Consider the following 15,787-nt stretch of genomic DNA (forward strand, 5'->3'; position numbering starts at 1 on the left):
AAGAGAAGATATTGATAAAAATAGCAATCATAAAAACCAAATCCCCAACATTTATCAAGCAATTATTTTTATTAGTAAATATTCTACACGACTCAGTCCAGATAAGCAAGATGGCTTACCACTACTACCGAATCACTACCTGTTATTAGGGATAGGAATAACGCAAGCTTACGGTTATTTTAAATATCTAGAGTTTCCTGCTAGTCCTCAATTATTAATATCCGATTTATCTAGTCTTCGCTTCTTAGATAAAACCCTTACTGGTCATTCTAGCGGGGTTAGGTCAGTGGTATATAGTCCCGATGGCCGCTATTTAGCTAGTGGGAGTAATGGCAGAACTATCAAAATTTGGGAGGTGGCAACGGGAAAAGAATTGCGTACCCTTACTGGTCATTCTGACTCGGTTAACTCAATAGCATATAGTCCCGATGGCCGCTATTTAGCTAGTGGCAGTAGTGACAAAACTATCAAAATTTTGAAGGTAGCAGCCAGAAAAAAATTGCGTACCCTTACTGGTCATTCTAGCGGGGTTTACTCAGTGGTATATAGTCCCGATGGCCGCTATTTAGCTAGTGGGAGCTACCAAACTATCAAAATTTGGGAGGTAGCAACGGAAACAGAATTTTGTACCCTTACCGGTCATTCTGACTGGGTTAGGTCAGTAGCATATAGTCCCGATGGCCGCTATTTAGCTAGTGGTAGTAGTGACAATACTATCAAAATTTGGGAGACAGCAACGGGAACAGAATTGCGTACTCTTACTGGTCATTCTGACAGGGTTGAGTCAGTGGTATATAGTCCCGATGGCCGCTATTTAGCTAGTGGTAGTGGTGACAAAACTATTAAAATTTGGGAGGTAGCAACGGGACAAGAATTGTGTACCCTTACTGGTCATTCTAGGGGGGGTTTGTCAGTAGTATATAGTCCCGATGGCCGCTATTTAGCTAGTGGGAGTAGGGACAAAACTATCAAAATTTGGCGGGTGGGACAGTAAACTTGTGTTGGGGGTGACAGCAATAACTTTTGTCTATCAAAAATGAGCGACACTTGCGGGAAACCCAACTGCACCGATGTCTTTAAAAATGTTGGGTTTTAGCTAAAATTTTTGAATCGAGCAGTTTTCTCCTAAATAGGGTATGCGGCAAAAAGTACGGGCGAAGCATTCGGATAGAAAATCTACAGTTTCACCGATAGGTTATTGTCCGAATGCTTCGCCCCTACAGGACGCGGGCCGATAAAGACGCAAGATTTTGAACGACGATTCTCTCACAATCTTGCACCTGTTTTGCGAGAAAAGCCACAAAATCTCTACCTTGCTTACATCTCACATTTATTCAGCAAACCCTATATAATGTGTATATTAACAATCTACTATACACAACTAGAGATACTATGAAAACTAACATTATCATTGATGACCAACTCATGGCTGATGCTCTTAAAGCTACTGGTTTAAAGACTAAACAAGAAGTTGTTGAATTGGGTCTTAAGACTTTGATTCGGCTCAAACAACAGGAGAAAATTAAAGCCTTTAAAGGTAAGCTTAAATGGGAAGGAAACCTTGAGGAAATGAGGCACAATCAATGATTCTTACGATGTCGTTAAAGAGTGTTGGGTTTCGCTAAAATTTTTGAATCGAGCAGTTTTCTCCTAAGTATTAAAGCGCTCAACTCAACCGAAAAGCTTGATCTCAGCTACTAGGACGATAACTGCGACTGAAGAAAACTGTAACCACGATCAAATCGGGGAATCATCCTACAGTTGAATTGATTCAGTTCTTCAACAATATCAGGACTATCAAAGTCTTTTGAGTTTCGATTCAAAAAACACGCCTGCTGTGGCTGATAACGTCGTAAATGATGAAGTACCGAGGCATAGACAAGAGCATCTTGTGGCGTTAAATCATATATCGTTTCATAAGATGCTGCTTCGATTAAAATATCAGCAGTAAGTGCCACAATTTCTCCTACCTTGAGGAGGCGTTCTCGATATTTATTAAAACGATGTCGTTCTTCTTCATTGCTTTGCACCATTAAACTAGCAATATCTTGAATACTCTTGATCCGACTTGCATAAGAAGCTGTGCGTGAAAGTTGACGTAACTCAGTATCTAGTAACTGTTGAAGTTCCCGACGACTCTTTGCTTGACGAGTCAGTTTTTCGTGAGGTTCAGCTAGACTATATGCTGGAATAATGAGTTTGGCTTGTCCTGTTTCACAAAGTTGCAGAATCTGCTCACAGCTTAGACACTGCTCTTGCTCGAAGGTTAGCTCTAAAACAAAATTTGTTTCAACATAGATATTCACGCCGCCACCTCATGCTGAAATTTTCCTCCAGCTAAAGCAGCATACAACCCTGAATCAATCAACCAACGCTGAGAATCATCGAGAGCTTCAGGCGGCTTTTCAGAATAAATAATCTCTCCCAACCAGGAAGCAACAATTAGTTCAAGACTTTGCCTACTAATTTGGTCATTCGCTACCCCTGCTCGTTGAAAATAAGGCTGAAGAATGGGACTGGCATCAATCATATAACTAGGTTCACTCTGCTCCTGAAAAGCCCCAACATTACTCCATAAGTAAAATCTGTCAGGAAAGACCAGCAAAAAATAGGGAGCCTTGGCAAAAGTACCGTGTGCTAGAATATTGCGTCGGAGTTTTGCCGCCCATTCTTGGGATACGTTGGTTTTGCACTTGATCTCAACCACAAGAGCGAGTTGACCATTGCGATTATTAACTGCTAAATCCCAGCCAGAAGCCATAAGATGAACTGATGAAACCATACACAGCACTCTGGGTAAAATTACTAATGATGAACGATGATTGAGTTGCGACTCATTTCTATTAACGAATGTCGAGTAAATCGACTAAAAACTTCATGGTGCAATTTGGTAGATGCTTTTTACCTGAGTTAATCGAGTGGCAAACAATAACGCCGCTAGAATATCCTCCCGTTCCAAATCATCGTAGTCGGCTAAAATATCTTCGATACTCATGCCAGAACTAAGTAATTCTAGGATAAATTCAACAGGATAACGCAATCCTCGAAGGCAAGGTTTGCCATGACAGATATTTAAATCGAGGGTGATTCGCTGCAAAAGTTGGTTTTCCATAGGTAATTCAGTTGCCTGTCATCGTCCAATCTTCTGCTCTTAAACCGGCAATTTGCCCAAAATCTGAGAGATTTCGCGTCAGCAGGATAGCCTGATTAACCATTGAGATAGCAGCAATCTTCAAATCCATCGAACCCAAACGAGGGTAAGTTACCCGAAGTTCTTGAAAAACTTGACCTGCCTTTTCATCAAAGCCGACAATGGGAATCGTGCGATAATTAGCGAGGTGCTTTTCTAGCCTTCGATAGGCAACAACTTGGGTTTCAATCGAACTGGTCTTGGCTATGTAACTGAGCCATCCCCGCATTTGTTCTTCGTAGGTGATAATTGTGGTAGCAACTTCGCTGCTCGTAATAGCAGCCAGTTTTTTCAGCAATTGTTGTGCCGGTTGACCCCCGCGATCGAGAATACTAATATGATCGGTGTCAAGGAGATACATTTCAGGATTCGGATGCTTCCTCGGCTAATGGTTTTAGGGACTGACGGTACTCTTGACCAAACTGCATTGCCTCTTCGTAAACCGGATCATCAGCAAAAGTGCCGACAATTTTTTCCCACCAGGGAGTTTCGCTGACAGTAGGTAGCAAACGCTTAAGCAGTGCTACTTCAGCTTCTAAAGCTGCTAGTCTTATCTCTAGATCAGTGCTTAACATGGTTGATATATCCTCCCATTCTGCTCTTGCTCGAAGGTTAGCTTTAAAACAAAATTTGTTTCAACGCCAGAAGCCATAAGATGAACTGATGAAACCATACACAGCACTCTGGGTAAAATTACTAATGAACGATTGTACACAATTCTGTCTTTAAGTCAAGTTGCTTTAGAAAACTTCAAGCAATTTCTTGACAAAATTTAACCTTTTTTTCTCATTTTTGAACCCTCAAAAATTAATTATGCAAGAGGTTTAATCTAAAATACACAACTAGAGATACTATGAGAACTAACATTGTCATTGATGACCAACTCATGGCTGATGCTCTTAAAGCTACTGGACTCTCCTATTCTTTGTGTGATAAGTTTGACCTATATAGTAGTGATCGCTCTTTGTGTCCTTTGTGTCTCTGTGGTTCGTTCCCCTCACTATTTATTGCTGGCAGTCTTCATTGACTATCTAGATCAAAAAAAACCAGTCTTCCCTAATTTTTCGGGAAAACTGGACAAGCTAATCTTGAGATTTTAACCGACGTTAGCGGTTTGTTTTTGGCTAAAAAATGCCGCTAAAACCTGTTGGGCAATCTGGGGACTGGTTAAACCCAAATCAGCGAAAGATTCCTCTGGTTTTGCGTGGTCCACTAATTTATCGGGAACCCCGAAACGCTTGACCGGAACTAGAATATTAGCATCCTGTAAAGCTTCCAAAACCGCAGAACCAAAACCACCCATCAAACAACCTTCTTCCAAAGTCACCACTTTACCAAGACGTTGAGCAAGGGGAAAGATAAGTTCTGTATCAAGGGGCTTGACAAAACGGGCATTAACCACTGTGGCTTCGATGCCGTGTTCGCTGAGGATTTCGGCCACCTGTAGGGAAGTATTGACCATCGTGCCGTATCCTAACAGGAGAACATCATCGCCACTGCGGAGAATTTCGCCCTTACCGATGGGTAAAGCTTCCCAACCCTCTTCCATCAGGGGAACCCCTAAACCGTTGCCCCGGGGGTAACGCATGGCAATGGGGCCGCTGGTATGATTAATCCCCGTCACTACCATTCTTTGCAGTTCCGCCTCATCTTTCGGGGCCATAATGGTCATATTGGGGATACAACGCAGGTAGGCGATATCGTACATCCCTTGGTGGGTCGGTCCATCGGCCCCGACAATACCGGCCCGGTCCATACAGAAGAAAACCGGGAGATTTTGAATGCAGATATCGTGAATAATCTGATCAAAAGCCCGCTGCAGGAAAGTAGAGTAAATGGTGACAACCGGGCGCATTCCTTCGCAAGCAAGACCACCGGCGAGAGTAACGGCGTGTTGTTCAGCAATTCCCACATCGATGTACTGTTTCGGTAGTTTTGCCTGAAATTTATCTAACCCCGTCCCGGTGGCCATAGCAGCGGTGATGCCGATAATGCGCGGGTCATTTTCCGCTAATTTAGTGAGAGTATGCCCGAAAACTTTGGAATAAGCGGGAGGTTTCGGTTTACTGGAGGGAATCGGTTTACCCGTGGCTAAATTAAAGGGATTTTGGGCATGATAACCCACTTGATCTTTTTCGGCCCATTCGTAGCCTTTGCCTTTAACGGTGGCAACGTGGACGAAAACCGGTCCGTGGACCTTATGGGCCTGTTTAAAAGTGGCGATTAATTCGGGAATATTATGACCATCAATCGGGCCAAAATATTTAAAGCCCAATTCCTCGATGACAGCACCGACTTTGGGAACTGCTAACCGTTTCATCCCTTCTTTGACTCGTTCCATTTCCGGAGTGAGGGAGTCACCGAAGAAGGGTAGATGTTTCAATTGTTCTTCGAGATTATCGGCGATAAACTGGACGGGTTCGCTCAAACGAACTTTATTGAGATAGCGGGAAATTGCCCCGACGTTGGGGGAAATGGACATCTCGTTATCGTTGAGGATAACCATGATGTTGGTGTTCGGTAAATGTCCAGCATGGTTAATCGCTTCTAGGGCCATACCCCCGGTTAAAGCGCCATCCCCGATGATCGATACCACCTTGAAATCTTCCCCCTTGGCATCCCGGGCTAAAGCCATTCCTAACCCCGCAGAAATGCTCGTAGAGGCGTGTCCAGCCCCAAAATGGTCAAATTTGCTCTCGCAACGTTTTAGATAGCCCGCAACGCCATTTTTTTGGCGCAGGGTGTGAAAATCATTATAGCGACCGGTAAGGAGTTTGTGCGGATAAGCTTGGTGTCCCACGTCCCAAAGGACTTTATCTCGATCGAGATCGAGGGTTTGGTAAAGGGCGATCGTTAGTTCTACGACTCCTAAACCCGGTCCCAAATGTCCACCAGTAGCGGCGATCGTCTGGAGGTGTTTTTCGCGAATCTGACGGGCAATATCTTCTAATTGACGGAGTGATAAACCATGTAACTGGTTGGGATGAGTAATTTCACTTAGGTGCATATCGGCTTCTTTTTCAAAGTAGTTTATCCCTATACCAACTGTATAGGATCTTCAGCCTGAGATGAGGGAAAATCTAGGCTAATCTGGCCGCCGTGCGTAAAATTTGGCCGGCTAACATGGCAGCCCCAAAACCATTATCTATATTAACCACACCGATACCGACCGCGCAGGAATTGAGCATAGTTAACAAAGGAGCAATACCGCCGAAACTGGTTCCGTAACCGATACTGGTGGGAACCGCGATCACCGGGCGATCAACTAATCCCGCTACCACACTTGGTAAGGCTCCTTCCATTCCCGCAACAACAATTAACACATCGGCGGCATCCAGTAGATGGCGATGATTCAAGAGGCGATGAATTCCCGCTACTCCCACATCCCAGAGACGCTGCACGGAAAAACCGCATAATTGAGCAGTAACCGCCGCCTCCTCCGCTACGGGAATATCGGCAGTTCCCGCCGTTAGGATGGAAATTATCCCTTTTGGGGGATTTTCTGGAGCGGCTGCGGCAATGGCACAGATGCGGGCCAAGGGATAATAAACTAAGTCTGTCACCTGTTCCTGTAGCTGGACTGCTATCTCTGCTTCAATGCGGGTGGCCATGACCACGGGACTATTTTGACGCAATACACCGATAATTTGGGCGATTTGAGCGGTGGTTTTACCCGGCCCCCAGATAACCTCCGGAAATCCCGTTCTTAATTGACGATGATGGTCAATCTTAGCGAAGTCTTCCACCGGCTCAAAGGCCAGATGTTTAAGTTTATCTAAAGCTGTCTCCGGGTTAATTTCTCCCCTGGCAACGGCGGTCAGCAGCGATCGCAAATCGGCAGCATGGAACATGGTCAGTTATCAATGGGAAGTGGGGTGTGGGGTGTGGGGTGTGGGGTGTGGGGAAGTGGGAGAGTGGGGTGTGGGGTGTGGGGAAGTGGGGAAGTGGGGAAGTGGGGAAGTGGGGAAATTGAACTAAAACCCCAAAACCCCAAAACCCCAAAACCCCAACCCCTAAAACCTGTCTCCTGTCTCCTGTCTCCTGTCCCACTGCTATTAGGAGGCCATGGTAGCTGCGGGACGGCGGCGGCGATAAGTACGATTGTTCGCTGGTTCCGTTGCCGCCGCTTGCAGGAGGAAAATCACTAGAGGTTGACTCTTTAACTCCCGTTTGATTAAACGTTGCAAAGTCGTCTCGATTTCGGCCCGCAAACCGGCCCAATCCTGAACCCCCGTCGCAGTTTTAAATTCACCAATGCGATCGCTTAAACAGCGTTCGATCGCCCGAATAATTAACTGATTCAGCAGCGGGATTTCCACTTTTGTCACCACACCGCGCAAATTAATCTCTGGAGGTGCGCTTAATTGTCCCTCAGCGTTAACGAAGGCGGCGATCGTAATCACACCATCTTCGGCTAATTGTTGTCTTTCCTGCATAATGTGTTCGTGGACTACACCCGCTTGATCAACTAACTCGATTCCCGAAGGTACTGGTGCGCCGAGGCCAATGCGATCGCCAGTTAACTCGATCGTGTCACCATTTTTGACAATTACCATATTTTCGGCGGGAATCCCCATACTTTGGGCCATCTGAGCGTGTTTGACCAGCATTCGGTGTTCTCCATGCACTGGCACAAAAAACTTCGGCCGCGTCAAAGATAACATCAATTTATGGTCTTCTTGGGAACCATGGCCGGAAACGTGAATTCCCTTATCGCGTCCGTAAACCACGTTAGCACCCTGCATCATTAGGCGATCAATTGTATTGACCACAGCGATGGTATTACCCGGAATCGGATTAGCGGAAAAGACAATCGTATCCCCCTGACGCGCACGAATATGAGGATGTTCACCCTTAGAAATCCGCGTCATGGCCGCTAAAGGTTCCCCCTGGGATCCTGTAGTTAAAATGACGATTTTATCATCGGCTAAATTGCGGGTCGCTTTCAAGGGTTCAAATATATCGTCGGGACATTTAATATACCCCAAATTACGCGCATGAGCGATGACATTTAACATTGATCGACCCACTACCACCACTTTCCGGTTAAATTTCTGGGCCAATTTCAACACCAGATTAATCCGATGCACCGAAGAGGCAAAGGTAGTAATCATAATCCGTCCCGTTGCTTGGTTAAAAACCCGCTCTAAACCGGGATAAACGGAAGCTTCCGAGGGAGTATAACCGGGTACTTCCGCGTTAGTGGAATCACTCAATAAACATAGCACTCCTTTCTCGCCATGTTCGGCAATTTTTTGCAGATCAAAAAATTCGCCATCGACGGGAGTATGGTCAATTTTAAAATCTCCTGTGTGAATAATTATCCCTAAAGGAGTGTGAATTGCTACACAAAAACTATCGGCGATCGAGTGGGTATTGCGGATATATTCCACCATGAAAGATTTACCTAAACGCACCATTTGCCGAGGAGCAACGGTTTCTAATTTGGTACGATTTACTAATCCTGCTTCTTCCAATTTATCCCGCAATAAAGCCATCGCTAGACGCGGACCGTAGATAATTGGTACATCAAATTGTTTGAGATGGTAGGGAATACCACCGATATGATCTTCGTGACCGTGGGTGACGATCATACCCTTAATTTTATGGCGATTTTCTCTTAGATAAGTCATATCGGGAAGCACTACATTGACCCCGTGCATATCATCGGAAGGAAAAGCTAAACCAGCATCCAGGAGAATAATCTCATCATCGTATTCAAAAACACAGGTGTTTTTGCCGATTTCGTGTAGTCCTCCTAGGGGAATGATCTTTAGTTTTGCTTGGGTTTTATCTTGACTCATTAGGTATCCTTTGATGGTAAGTTATGGTGATTTTTCAGGTGGTTTTTGTGGACGGGAAATCTCAAAAAATGGATAGTTAGACTTATTCTAACTAGGGAAATAACACCTAGTTAAATTCACTTAGTATCAATACTTTCTAGCAGTTCTAAACTATATTTTTTTCTAGTTAAGCTATTAACATTATAACCTATTTCTCGAAAAAATCCTAGTTTAGTTAGCCAAATTTTCTAATATTTTTCTAGATTAAAGCCAATTCTTGCATAATTTTTGCTAATCCTTCTTCTAGTTCGGGACTTAGGGAACATAAAGGAAGTCTTAGACCCCCCACATCCCAACCGACTAGATTTAAGGCCGCTTTAATTGGAATTGGATTAGTGGCACAGAATAAACCTTTAAACAGGGGAAATAATTTCAAATTAATCTCGATCGCTTTGGCCGCATCTCCAGTTAATAAAGCTTGAATCATTCCTTGGATTTCTTCTCCCACTAGATGACTAGCAACACTGACCACTCCCACCGCACCACAGGTCATTAGGGGTAAGGTGAGAAAATCATCGCCGGAATAAATAGCGAAATTTTCAGGAGTATGACAGTAAATCTTACAGGTTTGTTCTAAATTACCACTAGCTTCTTTTACCGCCACAATATTATCAACTGCTGCCAGTTTAATAATCGTTTCTGGGGTCATATTTTGACCCGTGCGACCAGGTATATTATAAAGCATCACCGGCAGATCGGGACAAGCTTTGGCAATGGTGCGAAAATGCTCATATAAACCCTCTTGGGGAGGTTTATTGTAGTAGGGAACCACTTGTAAAGAACCATCTAAACCCAGTTTAGCAGCCTGTTGGGTCGCTTCGATCGCTTCGGAAGTGGAATTAGAACCCGTCCCCGCAATCACTTTTCCCCGACCATTAACCGCTTTTTTGACAATACTAAATAGTTCGTACTCTTCCTGCCAACTTAGGGTGGGTGATTCTCCCGTCGTCCCACAGACCACTATACCATCGCTACCGTGGGTAACTAGATAATCGGCCAATTTTTCCACCATCCCATAATTAACTTGACCCTCGACGGTGAAGGGTGTCACCATCGCCGTAATTACTCGTCCAAAATATGTTTCACTCATTGATCAGTTATCAGTTATCAGTTATCAGTTATCAGTTATCAGTTATCAGTTATCAGTTATCAGCTTCTGAAGGCAAGAGGCAAAAGAAAGAATCTGGCAATCCTCCTAAGTAGGGAGGCACAATTAATTATTTGTAGGATGGGTTAGGGTAGGACCATTTAATTGATTATTATTCATTCTTAATCCTCCTGACTACTGACTCCTGGCTCCTAACCCCAACAACAATTTTTGATTTTTACCAGAGGTCTAGTTATCATCGCCTTGATCTAGCTGATGGCCGATAGCTTAGTTATCAAACTGTTGCTAATCTTGAACCGACGAGATTTTTCTTGACTAAAAGTTCGGCAATTTGTACGGCATTTAAAGCCGCACCCTTGCGAATTTGATCGCCGCATAGCCACAATTCTAGACCGTTAGGATGGGAGATATCTTGACGAATGCGTCCCACTAATACTTCATCGCGACCGGTGGCATCAATTGGCATGGGAAAATAATTAGCGTCCCAATCTTCCACTAATTTTACCCCCGGGGCAGACTCAAGAATTTCTCTGGCCTTCACCACAGAAAAAGGCCGACTAAATTCTAGGTTAACCGATTCCGAATGGGCCCGCAGGACGGGAACCCTCACACAGGTGGCGCTAACCCGCAGCTCTGGACAAGCAAAAATCTTGCGGGTTTCGTTGACCATTTTCATTTCTTCCTCGCAGTACCCTTGACCATTAATTGGGGTATTGTGGGGAAAAAGATTAAAAGCGAGGGGATAGGGGAAGGAATTAGTGGGAGGTTGCCGATTGTCAAGAATTGCTTGTGCTTGCTGTTTTACCTCCTCCATCGCTCGCGCTCCAGCACCACTAGCGGACTGATAAGTAGAAACTACTACTCGCTCGATCGCCTGTACTTGGTGGAGAGGCCAGATCGCCACTCCTAAAAGAATTGTCGTACAGTTGGGATTAGCGATAATGCCCCGGTGATTGTCCACACTGTCGGGATTGATTTCCGGGACAACTAAAGGCACTTCGGGATTCATGCGAAAAGCGCTGGAGTTATCGATAATCGTCGCACCCGACTCGACAATAGTTTTCGCCCAAACTTTTGAGGTGGCTCCCCCCGCAGAAGCGAGAACGATATCCACGTCCTGAAAAGAGCGCTCGTTTACCGCTTCGATGAGGAGACTTTCGCCCTGAAAATTGAGGGTTTTTCCAGCAGAACGCTCGGAAGCCAGTAATTTTAGACTAGCGAGAGGGAATTGACGACTAGCTAATAACTCTAGTAATTCCGTTCCCACGGCCCCGGTGGCCCCTAAAATAGCGACCCGTACTTTTTGACTCAAATTGTGTTACCTCCTGACGAGTTGGGTGATGATAATGGTCTGAAGAAATCGTTAAAGTAAAAAATCTTTTTTGTCCACCGAGTTATTCTCAAGCTTGGATTGATCGGCTTTTGATCAGCAAAATTTTCTGATTGGGCTTAACTGCCCCAAGGACGGAATAAATTAAATATACCCCATTGACCGCTAAAATAAAAAGATTGTGACAGCTTGGGGAGCAACTGCAGCTATTCCCCTAGAATATCATGAGCGGGACGGATCCACCGCAGGCGTAAACACCGCTCACCCTATTATAAACGTTCCTTGTCGTAAGAGCTAGAAAAATCAATGAAAGTTATTCAGGAAAAGCTTCCTGCCAGTCAGATAGGTTTAGAAATTGAAATTCCCGCCGAAACCACGAAAAACACCCACGAGAAAGTGGTAAATAATTTAGCGAAGTCGGCCAATATACCCGGTTTTCGCCCCGGGAAGGTTCCCCGTCAGATTCTTCTGCAAAGATTGGGAACTAAAGCGGTAAAAGCGGCAGTAATTGAGGAATTAATCGAAAATTGCCTCGAATCTGCCCTAAAACAGGAGGGGATCGAGTCCCTGGGTAATCCCCAGCTATTGTCTCAGTTTGAGGATTTGATCGCTGCCTATGAACCGGGTAAAGCTTTGACTTTTTCAGTTTCCGTGGATGTGGCCCCGACAATTATTCTCGGAGATTACGAAAATCTGAGCGTTACTGCCGAAGAAACCGTTTATGATCCCGAATCCGTGGAAAATTGGTTTAAAGAGCGTCAAGAACAGTTAGCAACATTGGTTCCCGTGGAAGATCGCGGGGCGCAGCTGGGAGATGTGGCGATCGTTGATTATCGGGGCAAATCCGCCGAAACTGGCGAGGATATCCCGGATATTGACGGCGAAGATCTGCGGGTGGATATGGAAGCAGGACGCTTTATCGAGGGTATGGTGGAAGGAATTATCGGCATGAAACCGGAAGAAGTCAAAGAGATGACTTTGACTTTCCCGGAAGATTATCCCAAAGAAGATGTGGCAGCAAAAGCGGTAATTTTTACCATTACGATGAAAGAGTTAAAGGCAAAGGAATTACCAGAGCTTGACGACGATTTTGCCCAAGAAGTCAGCGATCAGGAGACAATCGCCGAATTAAGAGCAAGTTTAGAGAAACGTTTCCAAGAACAAGCGGAGAAGGAAACCAAAGAAAGCATTTATGACGCTTTAACCAAGGAATTAGTCAAGGGTGCGACTTTAGATTTACCGGAGACGCTGATCGAAAAGGAAGTGACGCATATTTTGACCCAAAGCTTCATGCAGTTTCAACAAATGGGGCTAGATGTCAACCAGTTATTTACAAAAGATAATATTCCCAAAATGCGGGAAAACACCCGTCCCGATGCGATCGAAAGTCTGAAAGAGACTCTCGTGGTGCAGGAATTGGCTAAAGTCGCCGGCATTGAAGTCAGTCCCGAAGCGGTAACGGAAAAAATCGCTAAAATCATGGCGGAATTGTCCGATCGCAACCTAGATATGCAGCGTCTGGAACAGGTGATCACCGAAGAAATGCTGGCGGAAAACACCCTAGAATGGCTGAAAGAAAAGGCTACTATCACCCTCGTCCCCAAAGGTTCCCTAGAGGAAGAAACAACCGAGGAGGAGGAAACAGAAGAAACCTTCGCATTCACCGAAGTGGAAGTGTTGGCAGCTGAGGCTGAGGAAGAATAACCGTAAGGAGTTAGCAGTCGTGTTGGGGTGTTGGGGTTTTAGGGTATTGCTTGAATTCCCCCATTCCCCCACTCCCTGATCACTGATAACTGATAACTGATAACTGATCACTGATAACTGATAACTGCTCACTGATAACTGATAACTGATTCCTGCCAACCGGGGGAAACTTAGGGCATAATAGATGGACAGAAGTGCTAAAGATGCTTAACATTTGCCAGTAAAAGCTCCACAGCCAAGCAAAAACCCTAAGATTGTGATAGCGGAACCGAAAAAATTATGCTCGAATCGAGATCACCTGACTACCCAATTACCAGTAATTGTCGCCCTGCTATCTACGCCAACACGGGGAGAAACTCCCTAGCTAACGTTTTACCCGTGGTAATCGAACAGTCTGGCATGGGTGAACGGGCTTTTGATATCTATTCTCGACTCTTGCGCGAGAGAATTGTCTTTTTGGGAACTCCCGTCGATGATCAGGTCGCTGATTCGATCGTCGCCCAACTCCTCTACTTGGAGGCAGAAGATCCCGAAAAAGATATCCAACTCTATATCAACTCCCCCGGTGGTTCCGTTTATGCTGGACTAGCTATCTACGACACCATGCAACAAATTCGCCCCGACGTGGCGACAATTTGTTTCGGTTTAGCCGCTAGTATGGGAGCATTCCTGCTTTGTGGTGGCGCGGCAGGTAAACGGATGTCCCTACCCAGTAGCCGGATCATGATTCACCAACCCCTCGGCGGCGCCCAAGGTCAAGCTAGTGATATCGCCATCCAAGCCAAAGAGATCCTCTATATTAAACAGAGACTCAATACCATGCTGGCTCATCACACCGGTCAACCCTACGATCGCATCGCCAACGACACCGAACGGGACTTTTTCATGTCGGCCGTCGAAGCCAAAGAATATGGGTTAATCGATCTGGTGATTTCCCGTCCCGAACTGCCCGATCCTACCGTTCCCGTTACTTCCCTGTAAATAATAAACTATGTCTAAATACGACTCCCACCTCAAGTGTTCATTTTGCGGCAAATCCCAGGAACAAGTGCGAAAATTAATCGCCGGGCCGGGGGTCTATATTTGTGACGAGTGTGTGGAACTGTGTAACGAAATTCTCGATGAGGAATTGATGGAACCGCCCAGTCCGGTCGCCCCAGTGGAGGAACGTCCCAACAAACGGCGATCGGGCCAAAATAAAACCACTTGGGAACAAATTCCCAAACCAAGAGAGATTAAAAAATACCTCGATGACTACGTTATTGGTCAAAATGAGGCGAAAAAAGTGCTTTCTGTGGCCGTTTATAACCATTACAAACGCCTCAAAGATATCCAAACCCAAAAAGCCGGTGGCGGCAGTCCAGAAGATAGCATCGAACTACAAAAATCTAATATTCTGTTAATTGGTCCCACAGGATCGGGAAAAACCCTTCTAGCTCAAACTCTGGCTAAAATCCTCGATGTACCTTTTGCTGTCGCCGATGCCACCACGTTAACCGAGGCCGGTTATGTGGGGGAAGATGTGGAAAATATTCTCTTGCGTCTGTTACAAGTGGCAGATTTAGACGTGGAAGAAGCGCAGCGGGGCATTATCTACATCGATGAAATCGATAAAATTGCCCGTAAGAGCGAAAATACCTCGATTACCCGGGATGTGTCCGGAGAAGGGGTACAGCAAGCTTTACTGAAAATGTTAGAGGGAACGATCGCCAATGTTCCCCCCCAAGGCGGCCGCAAACACCCCTATCAGGATTGTATTCAGATTGACACCAGCAATATCCTGTTTATCTGCGGTGGGGCGTTTGTCGGTTTAGATAAGGTGATCGATCAGCGTCTCGGTAAAAAATCCATGGGCTTTATTCAACCGGGAGATAGCCAAGCTAGTAAGGATAAGGTGGCGGCAGGGTTATTAAAACAAATGACTCCCGATGATTTAGTCAAATTTGGCATGATTCCAGAGTTTGTCGGTCGGATTCCCATCCTGGCGGCCCTGTCACCCCTGGATGAGGAAGCTTTAATCGCTATCCTGACGCAACCCCGCAACGCTTTGGTGAAACAGTATCAAAAACTGTTGAAGATGGACAATGTACAGTTAGAGTTTAAATCTGATGCCGTCCTAGCGATCGCCCAAGAGGCCTATCGTCGCAAAACCGGGGCCCGGGCCCTACGGGGTATTGTCGAGGAGTTAATGCTCGATGTCATGTACGAATTGCCCTCGCGCAAGGACGTGAAACGATGTTTAATCACCCGCGAAATGGTGGAAAAACGTTCCACGGCCGATCTATTGGTTCATCCTTCCTCTCTACCCAGTCAAGAATCCGCTTAAGGGGAAAAATCGAGGTTAACCATGCTCAATACCGTTCCTGCGATTGTCAAAGAAGGCCGGATCGAACTCCTCGAATCCGTGCCGATTCCAGAGGGTACTAGGGTTTTAGTCACCCTCATCCCGGAGGAGACAAACTCGGATTTCTGGCAAAAAGTCAGCGAAACTGCTCTCGCTAAGATTTGGGATAATCTGGAAGACGACATCTATGAACGATTACTCGAAGCTTGAAATCGTTCTCGTTCGTTATCCTTAAGACAATCGGACGACTATCGGACACAGATGCGCG

The 15,787-nt window shown here is 45.4% G+C and carries 20 protein-coding genes; 9 read left to right on the plus strand and 11 right to left on the minus strand.

The features are described 5' to 3' along the window. Together IM515_RS17185 and IM515_RS17190 are read left to right on the plus strand one after the other, a co-directional pair. A partial coding sequence (locus IM515_RS17185) for a WD40 repeat domain-containing protein (protein WP_287698089.1) occupies positions 1 to 994 on the plus strand: 994 nt, incomplete at its 5' end. Positions 995 to 1,392: 398 nt separating this feature from the next. Continuing rightward, positions 1,393 to 1,587, plus strand: a complete 195-nt coding sequence (locus IM515_RS17190) for a type II toxin-antitoxin system VapB family antitoxin (RefSeq protein ID WP_287630224.1) — start codon at positions 1,393 to 1,395, stop codon at positions 1,585 to 1,587. A gap of 110 nt (positions 1,588 to 1,697) precedes the next feature. Here the strand turns inward: IM515_RS17190 and IM515_RS17195 are convergent, their stop codons facing one another. The 5 genes from IM515_RS17195 to IM515_RS17215 all read right to left on the minus strand — a co-directional run bounded on the left by IM515_RS17195 (position 1,698) and on the right by IM515_RS17215 (position 3,765). Further along, positions 1,698 to 2,306: a PIN domain-containing protein gene (locus IM515_RS17195; RefSeq protein ID WP_158202033.1), complete on the minus strand. Its 609-nt coding sequence runs from the start codon at positions 2,304 to 2,306 to the stop codon at positions 1,698 to 1,700. Beyond that, complete coding sequence (locus IM515_RS17200) at positions 2,303 to 2,761, minus strand: hypothetical protein (RefSeq protein ID WP_287630225.1); 459 nt, start codon at positions 2,759 to 2,761, stop codon at positions 2,303 to 2,305. Before IM515_RS17200 ends, IM515_RS17195 begins: the two co-directional genes overlap by 4 nt. A 114-nt stretch (positions 2,762 to 2,875) precedes the next feature. Beyond that, the gene (locus IM515_RS17205; protein WP_002752166.1) at positions 2,876 to 3,112 is read right to left on the minus strand and encodes a DUF433 domain-containing protein; all 237 of its coding nucleotides are present in this window, start codon (positions 3,110 to 3,112) and stop codon (positions 2,876 to 2,878) included. A 7-nt stretch (positions 3,113 to 3,119) separates the two neighbouring features. Beyond that, entirely contained in the window at positions 3,120 to 3,551 is a 432-nt protein-coding gene (locus IM515_RS17210) for a type II toxin-antitoxin system VapC family toxin (protein ID WP_287630227.1), read from the minus strand. Position 3,552: 1 nt separating this feature from the next. After that, complete coding sequence (locus IM515_RS17215) at positions 3,553 to 3,765, minus strand: hypothetical protein (protein ID WP_046661792.1); 213 nt, start codon at positions 3,763 to 3,765, stop codon at positions 3,553 to 3,555. Between the two features lie 278 nt (positions 3,766 to 4,043). Between IM515_RS17215 and IM515_RS17220 the strand changes: the two genes are divergently transcribed. After that, a complete protein-coding gene (locus tag IM515_RS17220; protein WP_185239706.1) occupies positions 4,044 to 4,217 on the plus strand; it encodes a type II toxin-antitoxin system VapB family antitoxin in 174 nt (57 codons plus the stop codon). 69 nt (positions 4,218 to 4,286) lie between these two features. Here the strand turns inward: IM515_RS17220 and dxs are convergent, their stop codons facing one another. Then, positions 4,287 to 6,197 carry a 1-deoxy-D-xylulose-5-phosphate synthase gene (gene dxs, locus IM515_RS17225; RefSeq protein WP_002767091.1) on the minus strand — a complete coding sequence of 637 codons (1,911 nt, stop codon included), beginning with the start codon at positions 6,195 to 6,197 and terminating at the stop codon, positions 4,287 to 4,289. 73 nt (positions 6,198 to 6,270) lie between these two features. Next, positions 6,271 to 7,041: a nickel pincer cofactor biosynthesis protein LarB gene (larB, locus tag IM515_RS17230; RefSeq protein ID WP_002777893.1), complete on the minus strand. Its 771-nt coding sequence runs from the start codon at positions 7,039 to 7,041 to the stop codon at positions 6,271 to 6,273. On the opposite strand from larB, the gene IM515_RS17235 reads away from it, so the two are divergent. After that, positions 7,040 to 7,168: a hypothetical protein gene (locus IM515_RS17235; RefSeq protein ID WP_287633415.1), complete on the plus strand. Its 129-nt coding sequence runs from the start codon at positions 7,040 to 7,042 to the stop codon at positions 7,166 to 7,168. The genes larB and IM515_RS17235 overlap by 2 nt on opposite strands. Before the next feature lie 77 nt (positions 7,169 to 7,245). Here IM515_RS17235 and IM515_RS17240 read toward each other — a convergent pair whose 3' ends face one another. Both IM515_RS17240 and dapA read right to left on the minus strand, forming a co-directional pair. After that, complete coding sequence (locus tag IM515_RS17240; RefSeq protein WP_287630229.1) at positions 7,246 to 8,994, minus strand: ribonuclease J; 1,749 nt, start codon at positions 8,992 to 8,994, stop codon at positions 7,246 to 7,248. A gap of 238 nt (positions 8,995 to 9,232) precedes the next feature. Continuing rightward, positions 9,233 to 10,123, minus strand: a complete 891-nt coding sequence (gene dapA, locus IM515_RS17245) for a 4-hydroxy-tetrahydrodipicolinate synthase (RefSeq protein ID WP_287630230.1) — start codon at positions 10,121 to 10,123, stop codon at positions 9,233 to 9,235. On the opposite strand from dapA, the gene IM515_RS17250 reads away from it, so the two are divergent. Next, positions 10,111 to 10,236, plus strand: coding sequence for a hypothetical protein (locus IM515_RS17250; protein WP_287633412.1), 126 nt, complete (start codon positions 10,111 to 10,113; stop codon positions 10,234 to 10,236). The two genes, dapA and IM515_RS17250, sit on opposite strands and share 13 nt — an antisense overlap. A 179-nt stretch (positions 10,237 to 10,415) precedes the next feature. Here the strand turns inward: IM515_RS17250 and IM515_RS17255 are convergent, their stop codons facing one another. Further along, a complete protein-coding gene (locus IM515_RS17255; RefSeq protein ID WP_002767095.1) occupies positions 10,416 to 11,453 on the minus strand; it encodes an aspartate-semialdehyde dehydrogenase in 1,038 nt (345 codons plus the stop codon). Positions 11,454 to 11,777: 324 nt separating this feature from the next. Here IM515_RS17255 and tig point away from each other — a divergent pair, with 324 nt between their 5' ends. Then, positions 11,778 to 13,175, plus strand: a complete 1,398-nt coding sequence (gene tig, locus IM515_RS17260) for a trigger factor (protein ID WP_193959657.1) — start codon at positions 11,778 to 11,780, stop codon at positions 13,173 to 13,175. A gap of 79 nt (positions 13,176 to 13,254) precedes the next feature. Here the strand turns inward: tig and IM515_RS17265 are convergent, their stop codons facing one another. Beyond that, on the minus strand, positions 13,255 to 13,389 hold the full coding sequence (locus tag IM515_RS17265; protein ID WP_287633408.1) for a hypothetical protein: 135 nt from the start codon (positions 13,387 to 13,389) through the stop codon (positions 13,255 to 13,257). A gap of 65 nt (positions 13,390 to 13,454) precedes the next feature. Between IM515_RS17265 and clpP the strand changes: the two genes are divergently transcribed. From clpP to IM515_RS17280, 3 genes are read left to right on the plus strand one after another with little or no spacing between them, the layout of a single operon-like run. Then, on the plus strand, positions 13,455 to 14,156 hold the full coding sequence (gene clpP, locus IM515_RS17270) for an ATP-dependent Clp endopeptidase proteolytic subunit ClpP (RefSeq protein ID WP_002736918.1): 702 nt from the start codon (positions 13,455 to 13,457) through the stop codon (positions 14,154 to 14,156). 10 nt (positions 14,157 to 14,166) lie between these two features. After that, positions 14,167 to 15,501: an ATP-dependent protease ATP-binding subunit ClpX gene (gene clpX, locus IM515_RS17275; protein WP_271948310.1), complete on the plus strand. Its 1,335-nt coding sequence runs from the start codon at positions 14,167 to 14,169 to the stop codon at positions 15,499 to 15,501. Positions 15,502 to 15,522: 21 nt separating this feature from the next. After that, entirely contained in the window at positions 15,523 to 15,729 is a 207-nt protein-coding gene (locus IM515_RS17280; protein ID WP_002737934.1) for a hypothetical protein, read from the plus strand. Positions 15,730 to 15,787 lie beyond the last annotated feature (58 nt).

This window comes from Microcystis sp. M44BS1 (assembly GCF_020244875.1).
In the GTDB taxonomy this organism is placed as follows: domain Bacteria; phylum Cyanobacteriota; class Cyanobacteriia; order Cyanobacteriales; family Microcystaceae; genus Microcystis; species Microcystis panniformis.

Coding starts and splice junctions, on each gene's coding strand:
- IM515_RS17190 (WP_287630224.1), top strand. CDS start 1,393: ATGAAAACTAACATTATCATTGATGACCAACTCATGGCTGATGCTCTT.
- IM515_RS17200 (WP_287630225.1), bottom strand. CDS start 2,761: ATGGCTTCTGGCTGGGATTTAGCAGTTAATAATCGCAATGGTCAACTC.
- IM515_RS17205 (WP_002752166.1), bottom strand. CDS start 3,112: ATGGAAAACCAACTTTTGCAGCGAATCACCCTCGATTTAAATATCTGT.
- IM515_RS17210 (WP_287630227.1), bottom strand. CDS start 3,551: ATGTATCTCCTTGACACCGATCATATTAGTATTCTCGATCGCGGGGGT.
- IM515_RS17215 (WP_046661792.1), bottom strand. CDS start 3,765: ATGTTAAGCACTGATCTAGAGATAAGACTAGCAGCTTTAGAAGCTGAA.
- IM515_RS17220 (WP_185239706.1), top strand. CDS start 4,044: ATGAGAACTAACATTGTCATTGATGACCAACTCATGGCTGATGCTCTT.
- dxs (WP_002767091.1), bottom strand. CDS start 6,197: ATGCACCTAAGTGAAATTACTCATCCCAACCAGTTACATGGTTTATCA.
- IM515_RS17235 (WP_287633415.1), top strand. CDS start 7,040: ATGGTCAGTTATCAATGGGAAGTGGGGTGTGGGGTGTGGGGTGTGGGG.
- larB (WP_002777893.1), bottom strand. CDS start 7,041: ATGTTCCATGCTGCCGATTTGCGATCGCTGCTGACCGCCGTTGCCAGG.
- IM515_RS17240 (WP_287630229.1), bottom strand. CDS start 8,994: ATGAGTCAAGATAAAACCCAAGCAAAACTAAAGATCATTCCCCTAGGA.
- IM515_RS17250 (WP_287633412.1), top strand. CDS start 10,111: ATGTTTCACTCATTGATCAGTTATCAGTTATCAGTTATCAGTTATCAG.
- dapA (WP_287630230.1), bottom strand. CDS start 10,123: ATGAGTGAAACATATTTTGGACGAGTAATTACGGCGATGGTGACACCC.
- tig (WP_193959657.1), top strand. CDS start 11,778: ATGAAAGTTATTCAGGAAAAGCTTCCTGCCAGTCAGATAGGTTTAGAA.
- IM515_RS17265 (WP_287633408.1), bottom strand. CDS start 13,389: ATGTTAAGCATCTTTAGCACTTCTGTCCATCTATTATGCCCTAAGTTT.
- clpP (WP_002736918.1), top strand. CDS start 13,455: ATGCTCGAATCGAGATCACCTGACTACCCAATTACCAGTAATTGTCGC.
- clpX (WP_271948310.1), top strand. CDS start 14,167: ATGTCTAAATACGACTCCCACCTCAAGTGTTCATTTTGCGGCAAATCC.
- IM515_RS17280 (WP_002737934.1), top strand. CDS start 15,523: ATGCTCAATACCGTTCCTGCGATTGTCAAAGAAGGCCGGATCGAACTC.